Consider the following 17,769-nt stretch of genomic DNA (forward strand, 5'->3'; position numbering starts at 1 on the left):
GATCGGGGGATATAGACTACCCAACTCGATAGAGAAGCTAAAAAGCTACAGCTAGATTAGGTCACAACCTCAAAGGACTCAACTTGCAGCACTGCACCAATCATTGCCATGGTCATAATATCTTCACGTAGAACGCCTGTAATTTTCACACTTAGTCCTGCCTGTAAAAGCTGACTAGGAGCTGGTTGCATCAGTTCGTACTGTTCGCCAGACTCTGCGACCACAGCCCAAGCCCCCATGCCAAACTCGTGGAACTGAATTGTGCCCTTAATTTGAATCTTCATGCCCTTGCCACCTCTGATTTGAGTGATAAATAAGCCAAACCAAAACAGAGGAAGGCATTCACGATCAGAAATCCACTAGACAGAAAGCCCCCTCCCAACCAGATTAGATGAGGAGAGAAAAATGCATGGACACCCAAACAGGCAGAAACCCCAATCGTGGAACCGATCGCAAACCACTTCCATTCGCGATGACCTAAAAGAAAAACGAGAAGCCCCAGAGGGAGTAATACGCTGGCTGTAATCGGATTGAGGGCATTCGTCGCTTGGATGGCAGTCCCCAATTCTGGCAATGAGCTGCCTAGGATGCGGAAAGGAAATTGTGGCAGATCGAACACATAAAAACCGCGCAAAAAGAATAGCCCAATGCTTCCCATTAACAAACCATTTGTGAATGACCAATTCCAACGAAACGGAAAGAAATTGCGCAATAGCCAAGCTAGTAGATAGGAACCAATCACCATCAGAATTTTGGGCAGAAGCGCTACAGCACCACCATCAACCCAAAAGCGAGGATTGAGATAGCCATTGTCGCGCAGCCATCGAAAGAAATCAGGAAAGCTGATTTGCCCTTTGGTAGCCAGTTGCACGGCTGCTGCTGCATCGATCTGACCAGCACCGTAATAATTTAAGCTATCATCCTCAACTTTACGTGCCGACTGCTTCAAAATATTCAGCACCTCGTCAGGTTGTTTTATCCCAGAGGCTTTGACCAAAGCGACCACCCCTGCAATATGAGGGGATGCCATGCTCGTGCCTTGATAGGCTCGAAATACCGACTCGCCCGTTTTGGGGTCGATCGTGTTTTGTAAAATTCCGCCTGAGGGATTTTCGTCGCCTTTTTCGCTGCGCGTTACGCCCCCAGGCGCGGAGATATCCACGCCTGCACCGTAGTTTGAGTAGGAGGCTTTGGTTCCACTAGGTCCGATCGCAGAAACACCAATCACTCGCGGATAGCGGGCTGGGTAGGCAGCGGCGTTATTACTAGAATTGCCTGCGGCTGCCACAATCACTACCCCCTTCTGATGGGCATAGTTAATCGCTTCTTTCATCAAGCTGCTTTCACCGCCACCACCTAAGCTCATATTAATCACATCTGCGCCGCGATCGGCAGCAAACCGAATTGCCTCAGCAATATCAGCTACGGTTCCCCCACCCCAAGACGAGAGTACTTTTAAAGGCATGAGGTTGGCTTCATAGGCAATCCCTGCCACGCCAAGCTTGTTGTTGGTTGCTTGGGCGATCGTTCCCGCCACATGGGTGCCATGCCCATTGTCATCATCAGCCTGTTCGCGATCGTTGACAAAGTCATAGCCTTTGACAAACTTGGTGTCCTTGAGATCTTCCACTTGGCTAATGCCCGTGTCGATCACCGCTACCGTAATCCCTTTGCCCCGCGTTTGCTGCCAAGCTGCTTCTATGTTGATGCTATGTAAATTCCATTGCTTGCTGTAAAGCGGATCGTTGGGTTTGCCATCGCCAATAAAATCGAGGGAATAGGTATAGTTCGGCTCGATATATTCAGTAAGTTTGCTTAGCTCTGATTTTTTGAGTTGTTCCAGTAGCTCGGCATTTCCCTTAAGTACATAAATACGATCTGCTTGGGAAAAGATGCTGTTTGGTTGCGGTTTTAGCTTAAATTGGGTTGCGATCGCTTGAAGCGTGCGATCGATTTCTGTCTGGCTGACTTCTTCGCGAAAATCTAGGATTAACGAATCATATTTGCCTTGGGTTGCCAGTCCACCATAGCTGGCTAAAGCCCAAAATAAACCAATAAAAAATAGACAGAAAACAAATAGCTTTTTCATCCCACTTTGCCTATTAATACAGCCTATGACCTAGCATAACGATGTACAGAACCTATTCTTCATTGGAAACACCAAGCGAGCGCAACCGCGCCAATAATAAATCAACTTGCCTTTGCGCCTCATCAGCCCTCTGCCGCTCTATATCGGCATGTTCCTCGGTGGTGAGATAGCGATCGCCACATTCATCGAACCAGCTTAAAACTTCACGCTGCAAGCGATCGGATGGTAATACACAGCGTCCAACCCCTAAGCCGATCTCTGGCATCCAAAAAGGTTCGCCCAACTGCAACTGGTAATTACCTTCGACTAATTTATAGACTTCCAAAGGGAGATGTCCATCTCTCTGCCAGAATTTTGGATTGTAAATTACGTAGTAACTTACACCTAGCTTGCTATAAATCGCTAACTTCTCGTCATATTCACCCCCAGGTGTTTGCGATACCACCTCTAGCGTGAATATGGGCGCTACATCCTGTTCTTCCCACACCACATAGCTCTTGCGCGATCCACTGCCCTTACGCCGCTCTACGCCCAAACTTAAGAAACCATCTGGCACAACGGGCACTTTCGGATTTAAGCCTGTCGTATGGTAGACACCCATATCCACAGCAAAGAACCAGTCATCGCGACTCTTCCAGATATATTCCAGCAGAAATAGCAGAACGTTGGGTACAAAATTCTGGTCTTCGTTATCCACAGGGGTATCATCCGAACCGAGCAATTCGTCGCTGGTGGGCAAATGTTTGAGATCGATGAGCATCAGCTACCCCCAAAGGTGTCTTAGCTATTTGCCCCATATTATAGGCGATCGCTTCATGCGCTCGCGCAATGCAACTGTTCATCAAATTTGATTAACAATTACTATTTTTTGCCTGGTATGGGTCCCCGTCGCTGATCGTCAGAGAGGGATTCTTGCAAAAATCTTCGTAAATGTTGAATATGGGCATTGTCAGAGATGGCTGCTAGCTTCTCTAAAGCCTCTGGCAGCGTCAAATCTTGGTGATACAGAGTGCGAAATGCAGTTTTTAATAGCTGTTGTGTGGGCTCGTCAAATCCTGCTCTTTCTAGCCCCACACGATTAATCGCTCTTACCCTCGAAGGATTGCCCTCAACCACCATATAGGGTGGGACATCGCGCTCAATCCGACTCATACCTCCAACCATTGCTAGGCGACCGATATGCGTAAACTGGTGAATGCCGACGATACCACCAATTCTTGCTTGGGGCTCAATCACAACATGCCCAGCCAAAGCTACAGCGTTGGTAATCACAACATGATCGCTAATCACACAATTGTGCGCGACATGGACATAGGCCATTAACAGATTAGAGTTACCGATGAAAGTGACTTCATTTTCACCCGTAGCGCGGTTGATCGTGACATATTCACGAATACGATTGTCATCCCCAATTTTGACTGCACTGATCGCGCCTTCATACTTGAGGTCTTGCGACTCTAAGCCGATCGCAGCACCAGGGAAAATCTGATTGCGCGCACCGATTTCAGTACAACCTTCAATGATGGCATGAGCACCCACAACAGTATGGGCACCAATTTTAACTTGTTCGCCAATGACAGCATAGGGCCCAACGCGCACAGTAGGGTGCAACTCAGCGTTGGGATGCACAACGGCGGTAGGGTGAATCAATTGAGGAGAAGGCACATGAGACACGGTCATAGAAGATTAAGCTCACTTGATATTACTAGAAGCATCACAAACTCACTAGGTATCAACTATAGAAAACATTAGCTCTCCTTCAGATACTAGTTGACCGTTCACTTCGGCTCTCGCCTGCATCTTACCAAAACGTTTACGTTTAATCACTAGTAACTCAGCAGACAAGATCAATTGATCGCCTGGGACAACGGGGCGGCGAAATCTGACTTTGTCGATACCAGCAAACAGCGATAATTTACCTTCAGCGCCTGGCATTTGGGTCAAAATAATACCACCCACCTGAGCCATTGCTTCTACAATCAGTACGCCGGGCATAATCGGACGATTGGGAAAATGTCCTTGAAAAAAAGACTCATTAATTGTGACATTTTTGATCCCTGTAGCGGAGTGTCCTGGGACATAGTCAATAATGCGATCGACCAATAAAAAAGGATAACGGTGAGGCAGGAGCTTTTGAATCTCCTCAATCAGAATTTCTGTTGGCTTAGTGGTAATAGTAGGTTGAACTTCAGTCAGGGTGGGCATTATTTTTTTATGATGAAACCAATGTTAAAGAAAACTCGTTAATCAGTAAACTCGATTGTCTGTTAACGATCAATAGCTACTTGCAAGAATTCCGTAATTTGGGTACTACTTACAGGCAGTCCAGATCGCTTGAGCAAACTGGGTATGCAATGTATGACTTGCCTTAAAAGCCAAGATATGGGCTTGGGGTAGAAACCCTAACAAACTTAGATCTCCTATTAAGTCTAAAAGTTTATGGCGACAAGGTTCATCTTGAAATCGTAAAGGTGGATTGAGCCAACGATCGCGATCGCAGACGATTGCATTCTCTAGATTACCGCCTTTGATCAGCCCTGCGGCACGCATCGGCTCAATATATTGCGCCAAAGTAAAGGTACGAGCAGGGGCAATTTCTCGGGCAAACTCAGCAAAAAAATTGGTCGCACTAGGAGCCCAGCTAAACCATTGTTTGCCGATCGCTTCGGTATCAAACTCAATGCCATAGGTAAAGCGCAAGCTATTGGCTGGTAGAGCAACAACAAAACCATCCCCATGCTGGACCGAGATAGTTTGGCTGAGTGGTTTGAAGATCGGTGAGGAGACTGTTTGAGACTCAATACCAACAAGAGCGATCGCCTCGACCCAAGGCAAGGCAGAGCCATCTAAAATTGGGACTTCGGGACGATCTAGCTCAATCCGAGCATTATCAATCCCCATGCCAAACAACGCTGCCAACAGGTGCTCAACCGTGCGCACAGATGCACCTGTTGCAGTTTTAAGCTCAGTAGAGAGCTGAGTTGGCGATACAGTAGATACGAGGGCTGGAATTGAGTGACCATCATGGACAAAGTAACGACCGGTGTCAGGTGGCGATGGCAAAACCCTCACAGAGGTGGCCTCACCCGTATGCAAGCCTATTCCAGACAGGCTAAAAGGAGCTGCGATCGTTTGTTGATTAGCCATGAGTACTTAAAGTGAATGATCGAAAGTTACGTTTTTTAGAACTTCTCACCTAAGCCAAAGCTAAATTGGGTTGAGCCATTCGTACCAATACCATAGTCAACGCGAATTGCACCTAGGGGTGACTGGATGCGCACACCCACACCATAGCCGCCACCATTACCGGGCTTGCCGCGCACACCAGCAGGGTTTCCAATGACTGCTGTGCCCGTACCAAAATCAGTACCATAGTCTGCAAACAACACGCCACCAACAATACTAAAGACAGGGAAGCGATATTCAGCCGAGACGAGACCAAAACTGCGACCGCTACCAATTTTGCCTTCATCCCAACCTCGGACAGAGTTGCTACCGCCAATCTGGAAGGCTTCGTATGGAGGTAAGGTACCCAAAACTGTACCAGCTTGGAAATTAAATGCTAGTGCCTGCGCCCCTTCTGAGAAATTTAAGAACTGCACGGGGATATAGAAACTGTAGCTAGCACGCAGACGGCTGAGGAAAATCGAGCCATTCCCAAAGGGAATCGACTGCTCGGCGGCAATCCGAAATACTGAGCCAGAGGTTGGTTTTATTGGATCGTTGCGTCCATCTTTGGCATAAGCAAATTGCAACAAAAGCAAGTCATCTTGTCCAGAAGGATCGATGGTTAACTGATTTCCTTGGACATCAAGGGGAGTGGTATTGCCGTTACTATCAGTAATTCGAACCCGCTCAAAACGCGCACCTATGGAAGCCGTTGTGCCCACATCTAAAGGTCGGGAGAAACTAAACCCAAATCCAATGCGATTGATCTGAGCTGTATCGTTGTTGGTCCCAACACCAACAGGGCTATCTAACACATAGCTAAACACACGACGGCTGAAAATATTGGCAGTAAATGAGGTGCGATTTGGATCGCCTGCCAACCAAGGATCGGTAAAGTTGAGGTCAAATAGTAGTTCTCGTTCGCCTAATTGAATATCTAGTCCGAGCTTCTGGTTATTACCACCAAGGTTTTGCTGTTGGAAACTCACTGTCCCAAACAGACCCGTTGCTGAGCTTAGACCTGCACCTATGGCGATCGAGCCAGTGTTACGTTCTTTGACATTGACCGTCACGATCACTTTATGCGGATCGGTTCCGGGGGCTAAACCTAGGTTAACGTCATCAAATAGCCCTAATCCAAATACTCTCTGTAGGTCGGACTGAACTTTCGATTTGTTAAAGACATCACCAGGTTTGAGACTCAGCTCTCTTGTGATGATAAAGTCACGGGTTGTACCACCCACTGGCTTGCCATCCTTATCTTGCGTTTTGCCCTCTTCATTCAAGTAGGCAACTTTAATGTCTTCGACCTCACCTTCAGCCACAACCAAGGTGACAGTGCCATCAGGTTGTGCTTTGATATCGATGATTTGCGCTAAGGCATAACCGTTATCTTGGTAGTACTTTTCTAAGGTTTTGACGCCAGCTTGTAAATCTTTGAGGTTTGTAACCTTGCCGATTTGAGAGCCAAAAATGCGATCGATCACCCCAGGCTCTAAAACTTTTGTGCCATCCGTTTTAACTGCTTTTAAAACTGGGTTAGGCATGACGAAAAAGGTTACGCGTACGCCAATGTCTGTATCTTCTGGCTCAGCTTGAACGTTAGAAAAGAACCCTGTGGCAAAGACAGCATTGATGTCTGACTGGAGTTGAGTCCTTGTGGTTGTACGTCCTGGTCTTGTAGAAATTACATCATAGACCTGCTTTTCGATTTCAGGAGGTAGTGGCGGCTGATCGGGAGCAGTTTTTACAACAACCTCACCCACAAGTACTTGTGGCTCATTTGCAGGTGCGGGAGGAGTGACAGGTTCAGTGGCTGGTGTGACAGGAGCTGGTGTGGCAGGAACTGGTGTAGCAGGCTCTGTCGGAGCAGTGGGTTTAGGAGGGACTTGCGCAGTAGGCGTTGTAGAGGGGTCAACAGTAGGCGTCGCAGGGGTCGCAGGTACTACAGGGTTTGGAGAAGCTTGTGCGATCGCTGGCTGAGGAGAGACAACCTGTGCTTGCGTTGGAGTCCCAAGCAAAAGCACATTCGGAGAAACCAAGGCCAGTAGCACGACTAGATTTATACGCATACGAGTGACTCACACACCAACTTGGAACTTCATTGAAACTTAAACTGCGAAACTAAGTGATTAGACCCTTAGTTTAGAACTTAGAAAACTTAACATTCCATTATTAAGTATCGCCTATCAAGGGGTTTTTTGTGAAATTACCGCTTGAATCCTTGCCATGACCTCTTGGTAGGCAGCAGCAACATTTCCTAAGTCCTGTCGAAATCGATCTTTATCCATAATACGTGCTTGCGGATCTAGATTGGTTTGATCCCAGAGACGGCAGGTATCAGGACTGATTTCATCACTTAAAAGCAAATTGCCATGGGCATCAATGCCAAACTCAAGCTTAAAATCGACAAGGATTAATTGGCAGTTAAGAAAGAAATCTTGCAAGTGTTGATTAATTGTTAGTGCCATTTGCCGTAGTTGGGCAACCTGCTCGGGACTTGCCAACGCCATCAATGCAATGTGATCCTCTGTAAAAAGAGGATCGCCTAAGTCGTCATTTTTATAATAAAACTCAACCAAAGGTTGCTTTAACACCGTCCCAATAGCTATTCCTGTGCGTTTACAAAGACTGCCCGCCACAATATTTCGCACGACTACCTCTAAAGGTAGAATTTTGACTGCCACGACCTGCATTCGATCGGGGGCAGTTTGTTGGATGAAGTGGGTCGGAATATTTTGAGTAGCTAAGTATTCAAATAGATGAGAGGCGATCGCACAGTTCATTGCCCCTTTATGCTCGATTGTGCCTTTTTTAAGAGCGTTAAAGGCAGTGGCATCATCTTTAAAATGCGTCAGTAATATATTTGGATCGTCTGTGGTGTAGAGGATTTTGGCTTTGCCTTCGTAGATTTTTTCGCCAGCCATTTTAAGTTTAGGTTAAGTGGGTTTGCAGTAATTTCAACACGCCTAGTCTTCAATTTACACTAAATGCTTTCCTAGATGCTCAGCATCAGACAAAGGTCACACATATTGCCATGACCAAAGTCACCATTAGGACAAGATTAAAAAGGGTTTGGCGATCGCTTGAAAAATCAACTTTGTTAAAGACAAAATTTCGGTCTGAATTTGAGATTTACGAGATGAAGTAAAGCCAGAAGAGATGTTTGCTGTTCAATCTGTCCCCTTGTGTGCAATCCTGATTAGTAGTAAGTGCAGATCACCCCATTCTCTTTGTTTTTTAAGTTGCACGTTTCGCAATGCTTTTAAAACAAGTTGCTCAAAAAGTTTCATCACCCGTTTTTAAGTTATGAGTCAAATCCGTGTTGTGCTAATCGAAGATCATGACCTCACCCGTGTAGGCATGAAGATTACCCTGCAACAGCAGAGCGATCTTGCCTTGGTAGGAGAGGCTGCAACAGGAAATGAAGGTGTAAATAAGGCGATTCAGCAGCAGCCCGATGTAGTGATTGTCGATCTAGGGCTTCCTGATATTGATGGCGTTGAGGTCACGAGACAAATTAAAGCCCATGCCTTTGAGTCAGGTGCTACCCCCAAGATTTTGATCTTGACCCTAACGGATAACCAAGACACGGTGCTCGCAGCGTTTGCCGCTGGGGCAGACTCCTATTGCATCAAAGACATCAGCTCTGAGAATCTCCTCCAAGCTTTAAAACTGACAGCGGAGGGTAACTCTTGGATCGATCCAGCGATCGCCAGTATCGTTCTCAGTCAAGTCCGCAAGGGAGACAGTACGACAACCGTCGAGATTGAAGCATCTCAGCCTGAATACAAGCAAATTTTAGAAGCCACACCGCTTACTGAACGCGAACTTGAAGTTCTGGCAGAAATCGTCAATGGCTATAGCAATGCCGAAATTGCCGAACGCCTCTACATTACCGTTGGCACAGTTAAAACCCATGTCAGAAATATTCTTAACAAACTCTGTGCTGACGATCGCACCCAAGCTGCTGTGAGAGCCTTACGATCTGGTCTAGTCAAATAGATTAGATCGCGATTCAGCTTCTCATGCCATGCTAGCTCAACAGATCGGCTAGTCGGAGTCGCTACAAATTGAACTATTCCTCATCTTCGCTGTTTAAATACAGAGAACATACGTCATGTCAAGAAATATGTCGAATGGTATATTGTTGTGAATTGATCCCCTTGCTAAGTTGAAGCTGTCGGAATAAAACCAATAGGTATTTACACCTACAAGGAGTGAGATCCATGCCAAACAAACTAACCAATCGGTTCCCCACTCTTTTTGTCTAACGTTGCAATCTCAGTATTGCCACAAACGTTTAATTTGGTTTTCAATCTTTTTTTCAATTTTTCGATCAATATCATTTCACAACGCTACCTATCTACGACGATTGAACTCACGTCACTATCTTTGCTTTCACTACATAGCAAATTCATATAAAGCAGCTGACTTCTAGAACAGATTTAAACATTCCACTCGCCTGTTCGGAAACACAATCCAAAACATACGCAAGATAAAGCGATCGCAATTGTATTGCATCTGGGGAACAGATCGCCGCTGTCTGATTAGGGGTTTACCAATCCTAAAGTCATTGTTGTTTTGAATTGTGCAGCTTGCAATTTGCAAAAGTGTACGGAGCAAATCTCCGAATGCAAATAGTGACACCTCAAATCTAGGAGGAACACATGAAACTCAAAGGGAAAACAGCTCTGATTACTGGAGCTTCACGGGGGATTGGGAAAGCGATCGCGCTAGAACTAGCAAACCAAGGTGTGAGTTGTCTGCTGCTCTTAGCTCGTAATGCCCAAGCCCTAGCCGATCTTGCTGCCGAAATTGAAGAATTGAACGTGCAAGCAATTCCTTTGGCTGTAGATTTAACTAAAGTTGAAGCTTTGAGCACCACGATTTCGCAGGCTTGGAGAGATTATGGTCCGATTCACCTCTTGGTAAATTGCGCGGGTATCGCCCATCAAGCTCCATTTTTGCAATCTAAACTCAAAAATGTACAAGAAGAGATTAATGTCAATCTCATGGGGTTGTATACCGTAACGCGCTTAGTTGCCAGACGCATGGCTTCGCAGCAAGACGGTGTGATTGTGAATGTCTCTAGCTTGATGGGTAAGTTGGCTGCACCCACAATGTCTACCTACTCAGCAACGAAATTTGCCATCTTAGGTTTTACCCAGGCATTGCGTGGAGAACTAGCCAGTCATAACGTCCGCGTGCTGGCTTTGCTTCCCTCTCTAACTGATACAGATATGGTGCGACAAATGCAGCTATTCCGATGGGTTGTTCCCAGCACATCTAAACAGGTTGCCGAGGCACTGGTGAAGGGAGTCCTCTCTGAATCTCCTGAAATCTTTGTAGATTGGCAAAGTCGCATCGCGGCGATCGCCCATCGCATCGTTCCTTGGTTAATGGAGAAGGTGATTCAAACTGCTGCCCCTGTCTACGAACCCTCTCGTTAAGGGCATTTTTAGGGAAACTAGAAATCTTCCTCCCATAGCCTATGGGAAGTCGCTTCGCGACTAATGCAAGGGGAGGGCTAGAATGGAGTAGTTTCCAAAGGTCGAGGTTTGCAAGGTTGAACTCTGCAAATCTCGACTTTTAGGATTTTGAATGGATTCAATTCTCAAGGCTTAACTGTTTTTGATAATGCTCTCAATCAGCTCCTGTAAAACTTGCTCGGCGCGATCGTTGGGAATCTGACAAGTACCAGCGTTGGCATGTCCGCCTCCCTCATATCTGAGCATCAACTGTCCAATGTTAAGTTTACAAGTGCGATTTACAATCGACTTACCTACTGCAAATACTGTATTTTGCTGCTTTACTCCCCAAATCACATGGGTTGAAATGTTGCACTCAGGGAAGAGGGCGTAAATCATAAAGCGATTGCCCGCATAGATAACTTCTTCGTTGCGTAAGTCTAAAACCACAAGGTTGTCATGGACAGTCGCACATCGCTTCAGTTGCTCTTTAAATTTTTCTTCGTGTTCGCGATAGAGATCTACGCGTTCTTTTACATCTGGAAGTGCCATTACTTCTTCAATGGAACTGTTGCGGCAGGAATCTACCAACTGCATCATCAGTTGATAATTAGAAACGGTAAACTCTCTAAATCGCCCCAAACCCGTTCTGGAATCCATTAAGAAGCTCAACAATACCCAGCCTTCGGGATTCAAAATCTCTTCCAAACTAAACTGAGCTGAATCAGCTTTATCTACAGCTTCCATCATCGCCTGTGGAATATTGGGAAACTTGAACTTACCACCATAGTAGTTATATACAACCCTTGCCGCCGAAGGAGCATCTGCTTCAATCACATGGTTGTCCCGCCCTTCTTGCACCCTAATCGTTTCGCTGAGGTGATGATCGAAGGCTAAATGTACGCCTTCCACAAAGGGAAGATTGGTGGTGATATCTCGATCTGTTACCTCAATTTTGCCGTCCTGCATATCTTTAGGATGAACAAATTTAATGTCATCAATCATATCTAGCTCTTTTAGCAAAACTGCACTGACTACACCATCAAAGTCACTGCGGGTGATCAGTCTATATTTATTACTTTCTGTTGACATGAAGGTGCCTCCAAATTCATCCACATTAATAGACACATACTAATCTGAAAGTTTGCTTGAGGCGAGAGGTAATTGCTAAAGGCGGTGGGTGTAATGCAGTAGGATGGCTATGAATTGTACTTTTTCCCCTTGATGTTGCAATTAACCAGCACAATTACCCTCCCAACCTGGGTGACGCTATCTCGATTGGTGGCAGTGCCCGTAATTTTAGGCATCTTGAGTTGGCAAGATAGTGAGCTGAGTCGCGCGATCGCTTTGGTCGCATTTTTAATCGCCGCACTCACCGATTGGCTGGATGGGTATTTAGCCCGCAAACTCAACCAAGTCACCGATCTGGGCAAGTTTCTCGATCCGCTGGTCGATAAGCTGTTGGTGTTGGCTCCTTTATTGTTGCTCGTCCAATTGGGGCAGGTTCCTGCTTGGGGTGTATTTTTGATTGTGGCAAGAGAGATGGTGATTACAGCATGGCGCGGCGCACCCAGCTCCTCTCAAAGCTCCTCTCAGAATTCTCCAGCCCAGCCACAGATCGTTGGGGCAAATCTTTGGGGTAAAGCCAAAACTGTCGTACAAATTCTGGCGATCGCTTGGTTGATCGTGCGATTACCCTTCGCCATTTGGCTATTTTGGTTGGCGGTTGCCCTCACCTTAATCTCAGGTTTTATTTATATCTTGCCCTCAAAACAAGAAGCTTGACGGCTTGGTTGAAGCGCGATCGCCCTAATCACTTTATTTAACGGCAAAGCCATCATATTGCCGCATGAATGGTGAGTGATAGGCTAAGACAATATCTTCTGTTGGGATTCCTCGTTCCACTAGCTCATTCGCGACTCCGATTTCTGTCCCATCATATTGAATCCAGATTTTGCCATCTTCTAAATCGATATGAATGAGTGTGCCGTAGACTCGACGTTCTTCAAGCCAACCTGTGCGGAGTAATTGATATCGATCTCGCTCTTGATCGAGTACAAGCTTCATCTGAATCTCACCATAGACGGGTTTAATCTGGCTATGTTCAGTCAGAATTTCTTTTACGGTTTGCCGATATTGCTCTAATTTATCCATTGGATATCTCCAGTTTTGATGTTGTAAATAACCAGAAGAATTTTCTGCTCTTGGACTATTTCTTCGACGAATCGCAGTCTGAAAAATTGATCGTAAGTTTGGCTGGGAACAGCTAGGTATAGCTTTTGGGCAGGCTCTTGAGTGCGTAGGGCGTGACGATAATTAAAGTATCGTGGGTAATTTGCCATCCTTCGCTCCGAAGAGCCTCTTTTACTACATCATGAAAAAGATCTTTAGCCATTACTCATCTCCTCTTAACTTTTCACCTTCTTTTTAATTTCGTCTTTTACCTTTTTACCTAAACTGTACAACAATGAATTCAAGCTGTTGCATATAACTAGTTGAATTGTAGGCTTTTTAAGCTAGCGACAAACAGGGGGGCGAAGCGATCGCCATCTTTCGCCAGACAGGTATAAGTAACGATCAGTTTTGTACCTTGGGGCGCATCCACAATAAAGAAAACTTGGCGCAGCCGATTGCCTAACTGTTCTGATTCCGTCGCGATTTGAATGCCTGATGCCCCTGCATCAGTTTTGAATTCTGTGCGAGCGATCGTTTTAAAATTTTTAAAAGCTTTTTCCGCTAACTGAAAGTTCGCACTTTCATAGTCAGCAAGCGAGCCAGAAAAGGCTTCGTCAATAAAATTAATACTGTTAGAAAAGCCAGCGATCGCCTTAGGATCGACGATCGCTTCGTACTTTAGATCGGCGATCGCTTTGGGCTGCCAGCCCTTGGGTATTTGCAAAGAAAATCCGCCTTGTTTAAAGGCGTAGCGATCGCCCAATGATGGCGTTGAGCTAGTAGTTTGAGAAGATGGGGCAAAATTGGAAGAAGTAAAATTACACCCATGCAATCCCAGACCCATGAGGGCGATCGCGCTCAAAATCATAGCTGTGGCAAAATTACTTTTGAACATTCACACCAATGGGCGATTGTAGGAATGAGAACTGAGCTAAATGTATCCTTTAATTTTGCATGACCGATCGAAATTTTGAACTACGCACCTTTGAACTAGAACATCATCCTGTTGCAGGGGTGGATGAAGTTGGGCGAGGCGCATTATTTGGGGAGGTAGTTGCCGCCGCAGTAATTTTACCGATCGCTGCTTTTGCCGACCTAGAGAAAGCAGGGGTAACCGATAGTAAGAAGCTAAGCCCCAAACGTAGAACGGAGTTAGATCGACTGATTCGCGACATTGCCGTTGATTGCCAAATCAGAACTGCCACGGTGGCAGAGATTGACTCGATGAATATTCTGGCTGCGAGTTTATTGGCGATGGAACGCGCGATTTCTCAGTTAAAGCCCCAGCCGAGCCACTGTCTGATTGACGGCAATCAGCCTCTACGATTTCAATCGATCGCTCCCATTCCCCAAACGACCGTCATTCAAGGAGACAAATTATCGCTGTCGATCGCCGCCGCTAGTATTGTGGCAAAAGTATGGCGCGATCGCGCGATCGATGATTTAGCCAAAGACTACCCCGAATATGACCTAGCGCAAAACAAAGGCTACGGTACAGCCAAACATAGAGCGGCGATTCAAAAATTTGGCTATACCACGTTACATCGTCAATCCTTTAAAGTCAAAACCTAAACAGCCTTCTATTTAGGAATGCTTGACTAAATCCACTGTTGCATCCGACTGTAAAGCTGATCGGCGGTGAGCACACCTTCGATGCGATCGACGGGCTGACCGTTCTTAAACAGAACGAAGGTCGGCAGGGCACGGATTGAATATTGAGATGCCAAGCTGGGATAGGTGTCGGTGTTGATCTTGACGATCTGCGCTGTGTCACCGATCTTCGCGCTTACCTGTTCCAAAATCGGGGCCATAATTTGGCAAGGACCGCACCAAGGAGCATAGAAATCTACCAAGAGTGGTACTTCCGATCCCTCAATCATTTCTTCAAAACTGGCAAACTGTTTCTTGACGGTCATAATTTCTCCTTACCGAAAAATTGGGTTAAAGCTCCGTCCTTCTGGGATGGCTCACGATTCTTGATTTCTCTCTTCCGAGTATACTTATTATTTTAGTGGCTAGGGTCATCTACCATACTAAAAACCCACTAGCCTAGAGGTATATCTCTCAAAGCAAACCCATATCTTGCAAGCCCGATCGCAAAGCCTCAGCATTCGCAAAATTTTGTTGTTGCTCGTGGTAAAAAATCGCCTGTTTAAAGTTGGCGATCGCCGACGGGACTTGCCCCAACCGCATCAGCACTACCCCTAAATTTTGATAGGCATCCGCATATTCTGGAGCAATTATGATCGCGCGTTCGTAAGCAGATATAGCATCACCCAGACGACCTGCGGCCTTGAGGGCAATACCCAAGTTACAAAATCCTTTGGCAAAATCTGGGGCGATCGCGATCGCACGCTCGTAGGCAGCGATCGCCAAATCATAGGCTGTTTCCTCAAGCCAAATACTGCCCAAATTATTGTAGGCAGGCAACTTCACCAGATCGGGCACATTCAACTCCAGAGCCGTTTGGTAAGCTTGTTTGGCGGATTCCGATTGCGATCGCTGGGTGTAGGCAATACCCAAATGATAGTAAAGCTCAAATAGGGTTTGGTCTTGCTGGGAATGCTGAAAAGCTAAGTTTAATCCCGTTTGCAGGAGTTCGATGCCCCGTGCGAGTTTGAGATTTCGCGGCTCAGAATCTTCCCCACTCAGCGCAGAAAGAGATTCACGCTCGGATTCGTCGATACTTGAAGATTCGCTCACATACAGAGCGCCGAGTTTGCTGTACATGTAACTATCTTGAGGGAAAGCCTCTAGATGTTTGTGCATGAGCCGTTTGGCAAAGTCGTACTTCTGCTTCCGTGCAATCTCATGGGTTTGATAGCCATAGTGATGAATCGCGATCGCAGGAATAGTGACAACTTGCCAGTGCGGTTCGCGATCGATAATCTCCTCCACAGAGAGATCGATGCGCTCGTGGTAAATTCCCGTAAAGCCTAAATCCGCTCGCCGCCGAAATAGCCGAGATACGAGTGAATAGGGCGATTGACTGGCTCCCACCTCAAGGCGGACAAGATTTACAGCGAGGCAGGTTTGCTGTTGCATGACCTCAGTGAGGATAGGCTGAATCGCCGCATCAAGCAGCTCATCGGCATCGAGCACCAAAATCCATTCCCCTTTGGCATGGCGCAGGGCATAGTTGCGTGCTGCCGCAAAGTCATCGCACCATTCAAACCGAAAAACTTTGGCTTTGTGTTGTTTGGCAATTTCTACGGTGCGATCGCTAGACCCAGTATCGACAACGACGATCTCGTCCACAAACCCTCGAACGCTCGCCAAACAATTTCCTAACCTATGCGCCTCATTTTTAGCGATCGCGCACAAGCTCAAACGCACTGGTCGGGAAGCACTACCAAATCCTTTACCCATAAAAAACTAGCTCACTCTTGCTAAGGGACAACAGCAAAAGCATCGTTTGTAACGCAGTTTGGGCTAAGCAGCGTAAGTTGTTTAGGGTAATTTACTTGAAGTAAATGATTGCAATGTCCGAGTGTTTGATACTCTCGAATATCTACAAAGATCTTTTTTGCTAGAGCATTGGCGAAATTTACAGGGACAGCATTACCAACCATTTTATAGCCATCATTAATGTTGTCATACTTAAAAATGAAATCATCAGGAAACGTCTGTATTCTTGCGCATTCCCGAACAGACAATCGACGATATGGTTTAGGTGAATTTGGATCGAAAATTCTTTTATCCTGTTCGACAAATATCATTTTATTAGCTTGAGGATGAATAGGCGCATGTCTACCACCTGCTTGAATTGTAAAAGATGGTTCATTCCACCCCCGAACACGATTTCTTGACATGTAAATGCTAGAGAAACCACCATCTAAATACTCATGATTTGGGATTTTAGAAACGCTATGCTCTTTTTGACTGCTTGCAATAGGTTCTACTAAACTTAAATCATATATGGCATCTTTAATTGTGGGAATCTTTTTATTCCCCATAGGAAACTCAAAAACTCCTTTCATGTCCTCTCGATAGCCAACAATAATGACTCGTTTCCTATCTTGAGGTACGTTAAAATTTGCAGCATTCAGTAGCTTATAAGCGACTTCATATCCTGCATCTTTGAACATATATAAAATATTGGTAAAAGCATGAATATGTCTTTCGGCTAGAATGCCACTAACATTTTCAGCTACAAAGAAAAGTGGTTTTTTATCTCTTACGATTCTGATGTATTCATAGAACAATTGCCCCCTTAGATCGTTGATTCCACGTCCCGCACCAGCCTCACTCCAGCTTTGACAAGGTGGACCGCCAATAATGCCAATACAGTCAGGTATTTCAGAAGATTGAATATTTCTAATATCTCTTTTATCTAATTTAAATTCAGGATGATTAAATTCATAGGTAGCCCAAATAGATTTGTCATACTCATTACTAAAAACTATATTGAACCCAGCTTTGTGAAAACCAATATCCAAGCCACCACAACCAGAAAAAAGGGAGACAACATCCATGATTAAAAATCTTATCTTTTATAACTAATAATTTTGGCGTTTATGAGCTTCGCAGGATTATCAGGAGATCTAATTTGCCGATCCATTATTTCAAAGTTCTCCTCTCCTGAAAGATTTTCAATTTCTCTCCTGATCTCAACTGGGAAAGATTGATATTTGCTTGCTTTCATGATGGCAATTATTTGAAATTCATTTTTTGCGTCATAGCCTAAATCCACATAATCATAGACATTGAGAGGGTTTTCTATGCCCCACATGCCTCTGATTCTCAAATAAGTAATACCTAGAGGATCGACTTTATTAACTCTTCCTAATTCATTAGTTTCAGCAAACTCGATAAGTAAGTAGGCGTGAAAAAGATAGAGTATGTAAAGGAATATTAAGTGACTAG

At 45.4% G+C, this 17,769-nt stretch carries 20 protein-coding genes and 1 pseudogene; 4 read left to right on the forward strand and 17 right to left on the reverse strand.

All coding sequences use genetic code 11. The annotated features are described in order from the left end of the window. Positions 1 to 56: 56 nt before the first annotated feature. The 8 genes from V2H45_RS05285 to purC form a co-directional block, all read right to left on the reverse strand. A complete protein-coding gene (locus V2H45_RS05285) occupies positions 57 to 284 on the reverse strand; it encodes a hypothetical protein (protein WP_330482577.1) in 228 nt (75 codons plus the stop codon). Then, the gene (locus tag V2H45_RS05290; protein WP_330482578.1) at positions 281 to 2,089 is read right to left on the reverse strand and encodes a S8 family peptidase; all 1,809 of its coding nucleotides are present in this window, start codon (positions 2,087 to 2,089) and stop codon (positions 281 to 283) included. Before V2H45_RS05290 ends, V2H45_RS05285 begins: the two co-directional genes overlap by 4 nt. 52 nt (positions 2,090 to 2,141) lie before the next feature. Continuing rightward, positions 2,142 to 2,852, reverse strand: a complete 711-nt coding sequence (locus tag V2H45_RS05295; protein WP_408648733.1) for a Uma2 family endonuclease — start codon at positions 2,850 to 2,852, stop codon at positions 2,142 to 2,144. Positions 2,853 to 2,950: 98 nt separating this feature from the next. Then, positions 2,951 to 3,769 (reverse strand): acyl-ACP--UDP-N-acetylglucosamine O-acyltransferase, encoded by an 819-nt coding sequence (gene lpxA, locus V2H45_RS05300; RefSeq protein ID WP_330482580.1) that lies wholly within the window; start codon positions 3,767 to 3,769, stop codon positions 2,951 to 2,953. Positions 3,770 to 3,814: 45 nt separating this feature from the next. Then, a complete protein-coding gene (gene fabZ, locus V2H45_RS05305) occupies positions 3,815 to 4,294 on the reverse strand; it encodes a 3-hydroxyacyl-ACP dehydratase FabZ (RefSeq protein WP_330482581.1) in 480 nt (159 codons plus the stop codon). Between the two features lie 105 nt (positions 4,295 to 4,399). Then, complete coding sequence (lpxC, locus tag V2H45_RS05310) at positions 4,400 to 5,236, reverse strand: UDP-3-O-acyl-N-acetylglucosamine deacetylase (protein ID WP_330482582.1); 837 nt, start codon at positions 5,234 to 5,236, stop codon at positions 4,400 to 4,402. A gap of 35 nt (positions 5,237 to 5,271) precedes the next feature. Continuing rightward, positions 5,272 to 7,329 carry a BamA/TamA family outer membrane protein gene (locus V2H45_RS05315; RefSeq protein WP_330482583.1) on the reverse strand — a complete coding sequence of 686 codons (2,058 nt, stop codon included), beginning with the start codon at positions 7,327 to 7,329 and terminating at the stop codon, positions 5,272 to 5,274. Positions 7,330 to 7,446: 117 nt separating this feature from the next. Continuing rightward, complete coding sequence (gene purC, locus V2H45_RS05320; protein ID WP_330482584.1) at positions 7,447 to 8,184, reverse strand: phosphoribosylaminoimidazolesuccinocarboxamide synthase; 738 nt, start codon at positions 8,182 to 8,184, stop codon at positions 7,447 to 7,449. Positions 8,185 to 8,566: 382 nt separating this feature from the next. Here purC and V2H45_RS05325 point away from each other — a divergent pair, with 382 nt between their 5' ends. After that, complete coding sequence (locus tag V2H45_RS05325) at positions 8,567 to 9,262, forward strand: response regulator transcription factor (RefSeq protein WP_330482585.1); 696 nt, start codon at positions 8,567 to 8,569, stop codon at positions 9,260 to 9,262. 665 nt (positions 9,263 to 9,927) lie between these two features. Next, entirely contained in the window at positions 9,928 to 10,710 is a 783-nt protein-coding gene (locus V2H45_RS05330) for an SDR family NAD(P)-dependent oxidoreductase (protein WP_330482586.1), read from the forward strand. A gap of 171 nt (positions 10,711 to 10,881) precedes the next feature. Here the strand turns inward: V2H45_RS05330 and V2H45_RS05335 are convergent, their stop codons facing one another. Next, entirely contained in the window at positions 10,882 to 11,820 is a 939-nt protein-coding gene (locus V2H45_RS05335) for an exopolyphosphatase (protein WP_330482587.1), read from the reverse strand. Between the two features lie 132 nt (positions 11,821 to 11,952). Between V2H45_RS05335 and pgsA the strand changes: the two genes are divergently transcribed. After that, a complete protein-coding gene (gene pgsA / locus V2H45_RS05340) occupies positions 11,953 to 12,513 on the forward strand; it encodes a CDP-diacylglycerol--glycerol-3-phosphate 3-phosphatidyltransferase (RefSeq protein ID WP_330482588.1) in 561 nt (186 codons plus the stop codon). A 33-nt stretch (positions 12,514 to 12,546) separates the two neighbouring features. On the opposite strand, the gene V2H45_RS05345 is transcribed toward pgsA, so the two are convergent. From V2H45_RS05345 to V2H45_RS05355, 4 genes and pseudogenes are all read right to left on the reverse strand, one after another. Next, positions 12,547 to 12,882, reverse strand: a complete 336-nt coding sequence (locus V2H45_RS05345; protein WP_330482589.1) for a XisI protein — start codon at positions 12,880 to 12,882, stop codon at positions 12,547 to 12,549. Beyond that, positions 12,870 to 12,976 (reverse strand): annotated as a pseudogene (locus V2H45_RS25540) (fatty-acid oxidation protein subunit alpha); the annotation flags it as partial. The gene V2H45_RS05345 and the pseudogene V2H45_RS25540, both read right to left, overlap by 13 nt. An 18-nt stretch (positions 12,977 to 12,994) precedes the next feature. Continuing rightward, complete coding sequence (locus tag V2H45_RS05350; protein ID WP_330482590.1) at positions 12,995 to 13,123, reverse strand: element excision factor XisH family protein; 129 nt, start codon at positions 13,121 to 13,123, stop codon at positions 12,995 to 12,997. Positions 13,124 to 13,219: 96 nt separating this feature from the next. After that, positions 13,220 to 13,798 (reverse strand): hypothetical protein, encoded by a 579-nt coding sequence (locus V2H45_RS05355; protein ID WP_330482591.1) that lies wholly within the window; start codon positions 13,796 to 13,798, stop codon positions 13,220 to 13,222. A gap of 59 nt (positions 13,799 to 13,857) precedes the next feature. Here V2H45_RS05355 and V2H45_RS05360 point away from each other — a divergent pair, with 59 nt between their 5' ends. After that, positions 13,858 to 14,475, forward strand: coding sequence for a ribonuclease HII (locus tag V2H45_RS05360; RefSeq protein WP_330482592.1), 618 nt, complete (start codon positions 13,858 to 13,860; stop codon positions 14,473 to 14,475). Positions 14,476 to 14,501: 26 nt separating this feature from the next. On the opposite strand, the gene trxA is transcribed toward V2H45_RS05360, so the two are convergent. From trxA to V2H45_RS05380, 4 genes are all read right to left on the reverse strand, one after another. Continuing rightward, the gene (gene trxA / locus V2H45_RS05365) at positions 14,502 to 14,819 is read right to left on the reverse strand and encodes a thioredoxin (RefSeq protein ID WP_330482593.1); all 318 of its coding nucleotides are present in this window, start codon (positions 14,817 to 14,819) and stop codon (positions 14,502 to 14,504) included. Positions 14,820 to 14,967: 148 nt separating this feature from the next. Further along, entirely contained in the window at positions 14,968 to 16,272 is a 1,305-nt protein-coding gene (locus V2H45_RS05370; protein WP_330482594.1) for a glycosyltransferase, read from the reverse strand. Positions 16,273 to 16,292: 20 nt separating this feature from the next. After that, the gene (locus V2H45_RS05375; RefSeq protein WP_330482595.1) at positions 16,293 to 17,378 is read right to left on the reverse strand and encodes a DNA cytosine methyltransferase; all 1,086 of its coding nucleotides are present in this window, start codon (positions 17,376 to 17,378) and stop codon (positions 16,293 to 16,295) included. Positions 17,379 to 17,389: 11 nt separating this feature from the next. Beyond that, on the reverse strand, positions 17,390 to 17,769 hold a 380-nt coding region (locus tag V2H45_RS05380), incomplete at its 5' end, for an NgoPII family restriction endonuclease (protein ID WP_330482596.1).

Source organism: Tumidithrix elongata BACA0141 (assembly GCF_036349135.1).
GTDB lineage: Bacteria > Cyanobacteriota > Cyanobacteriia > Pseudanabaenales > Pseudanabaenaceae > Tumidithrix > Tumidithrix elongata.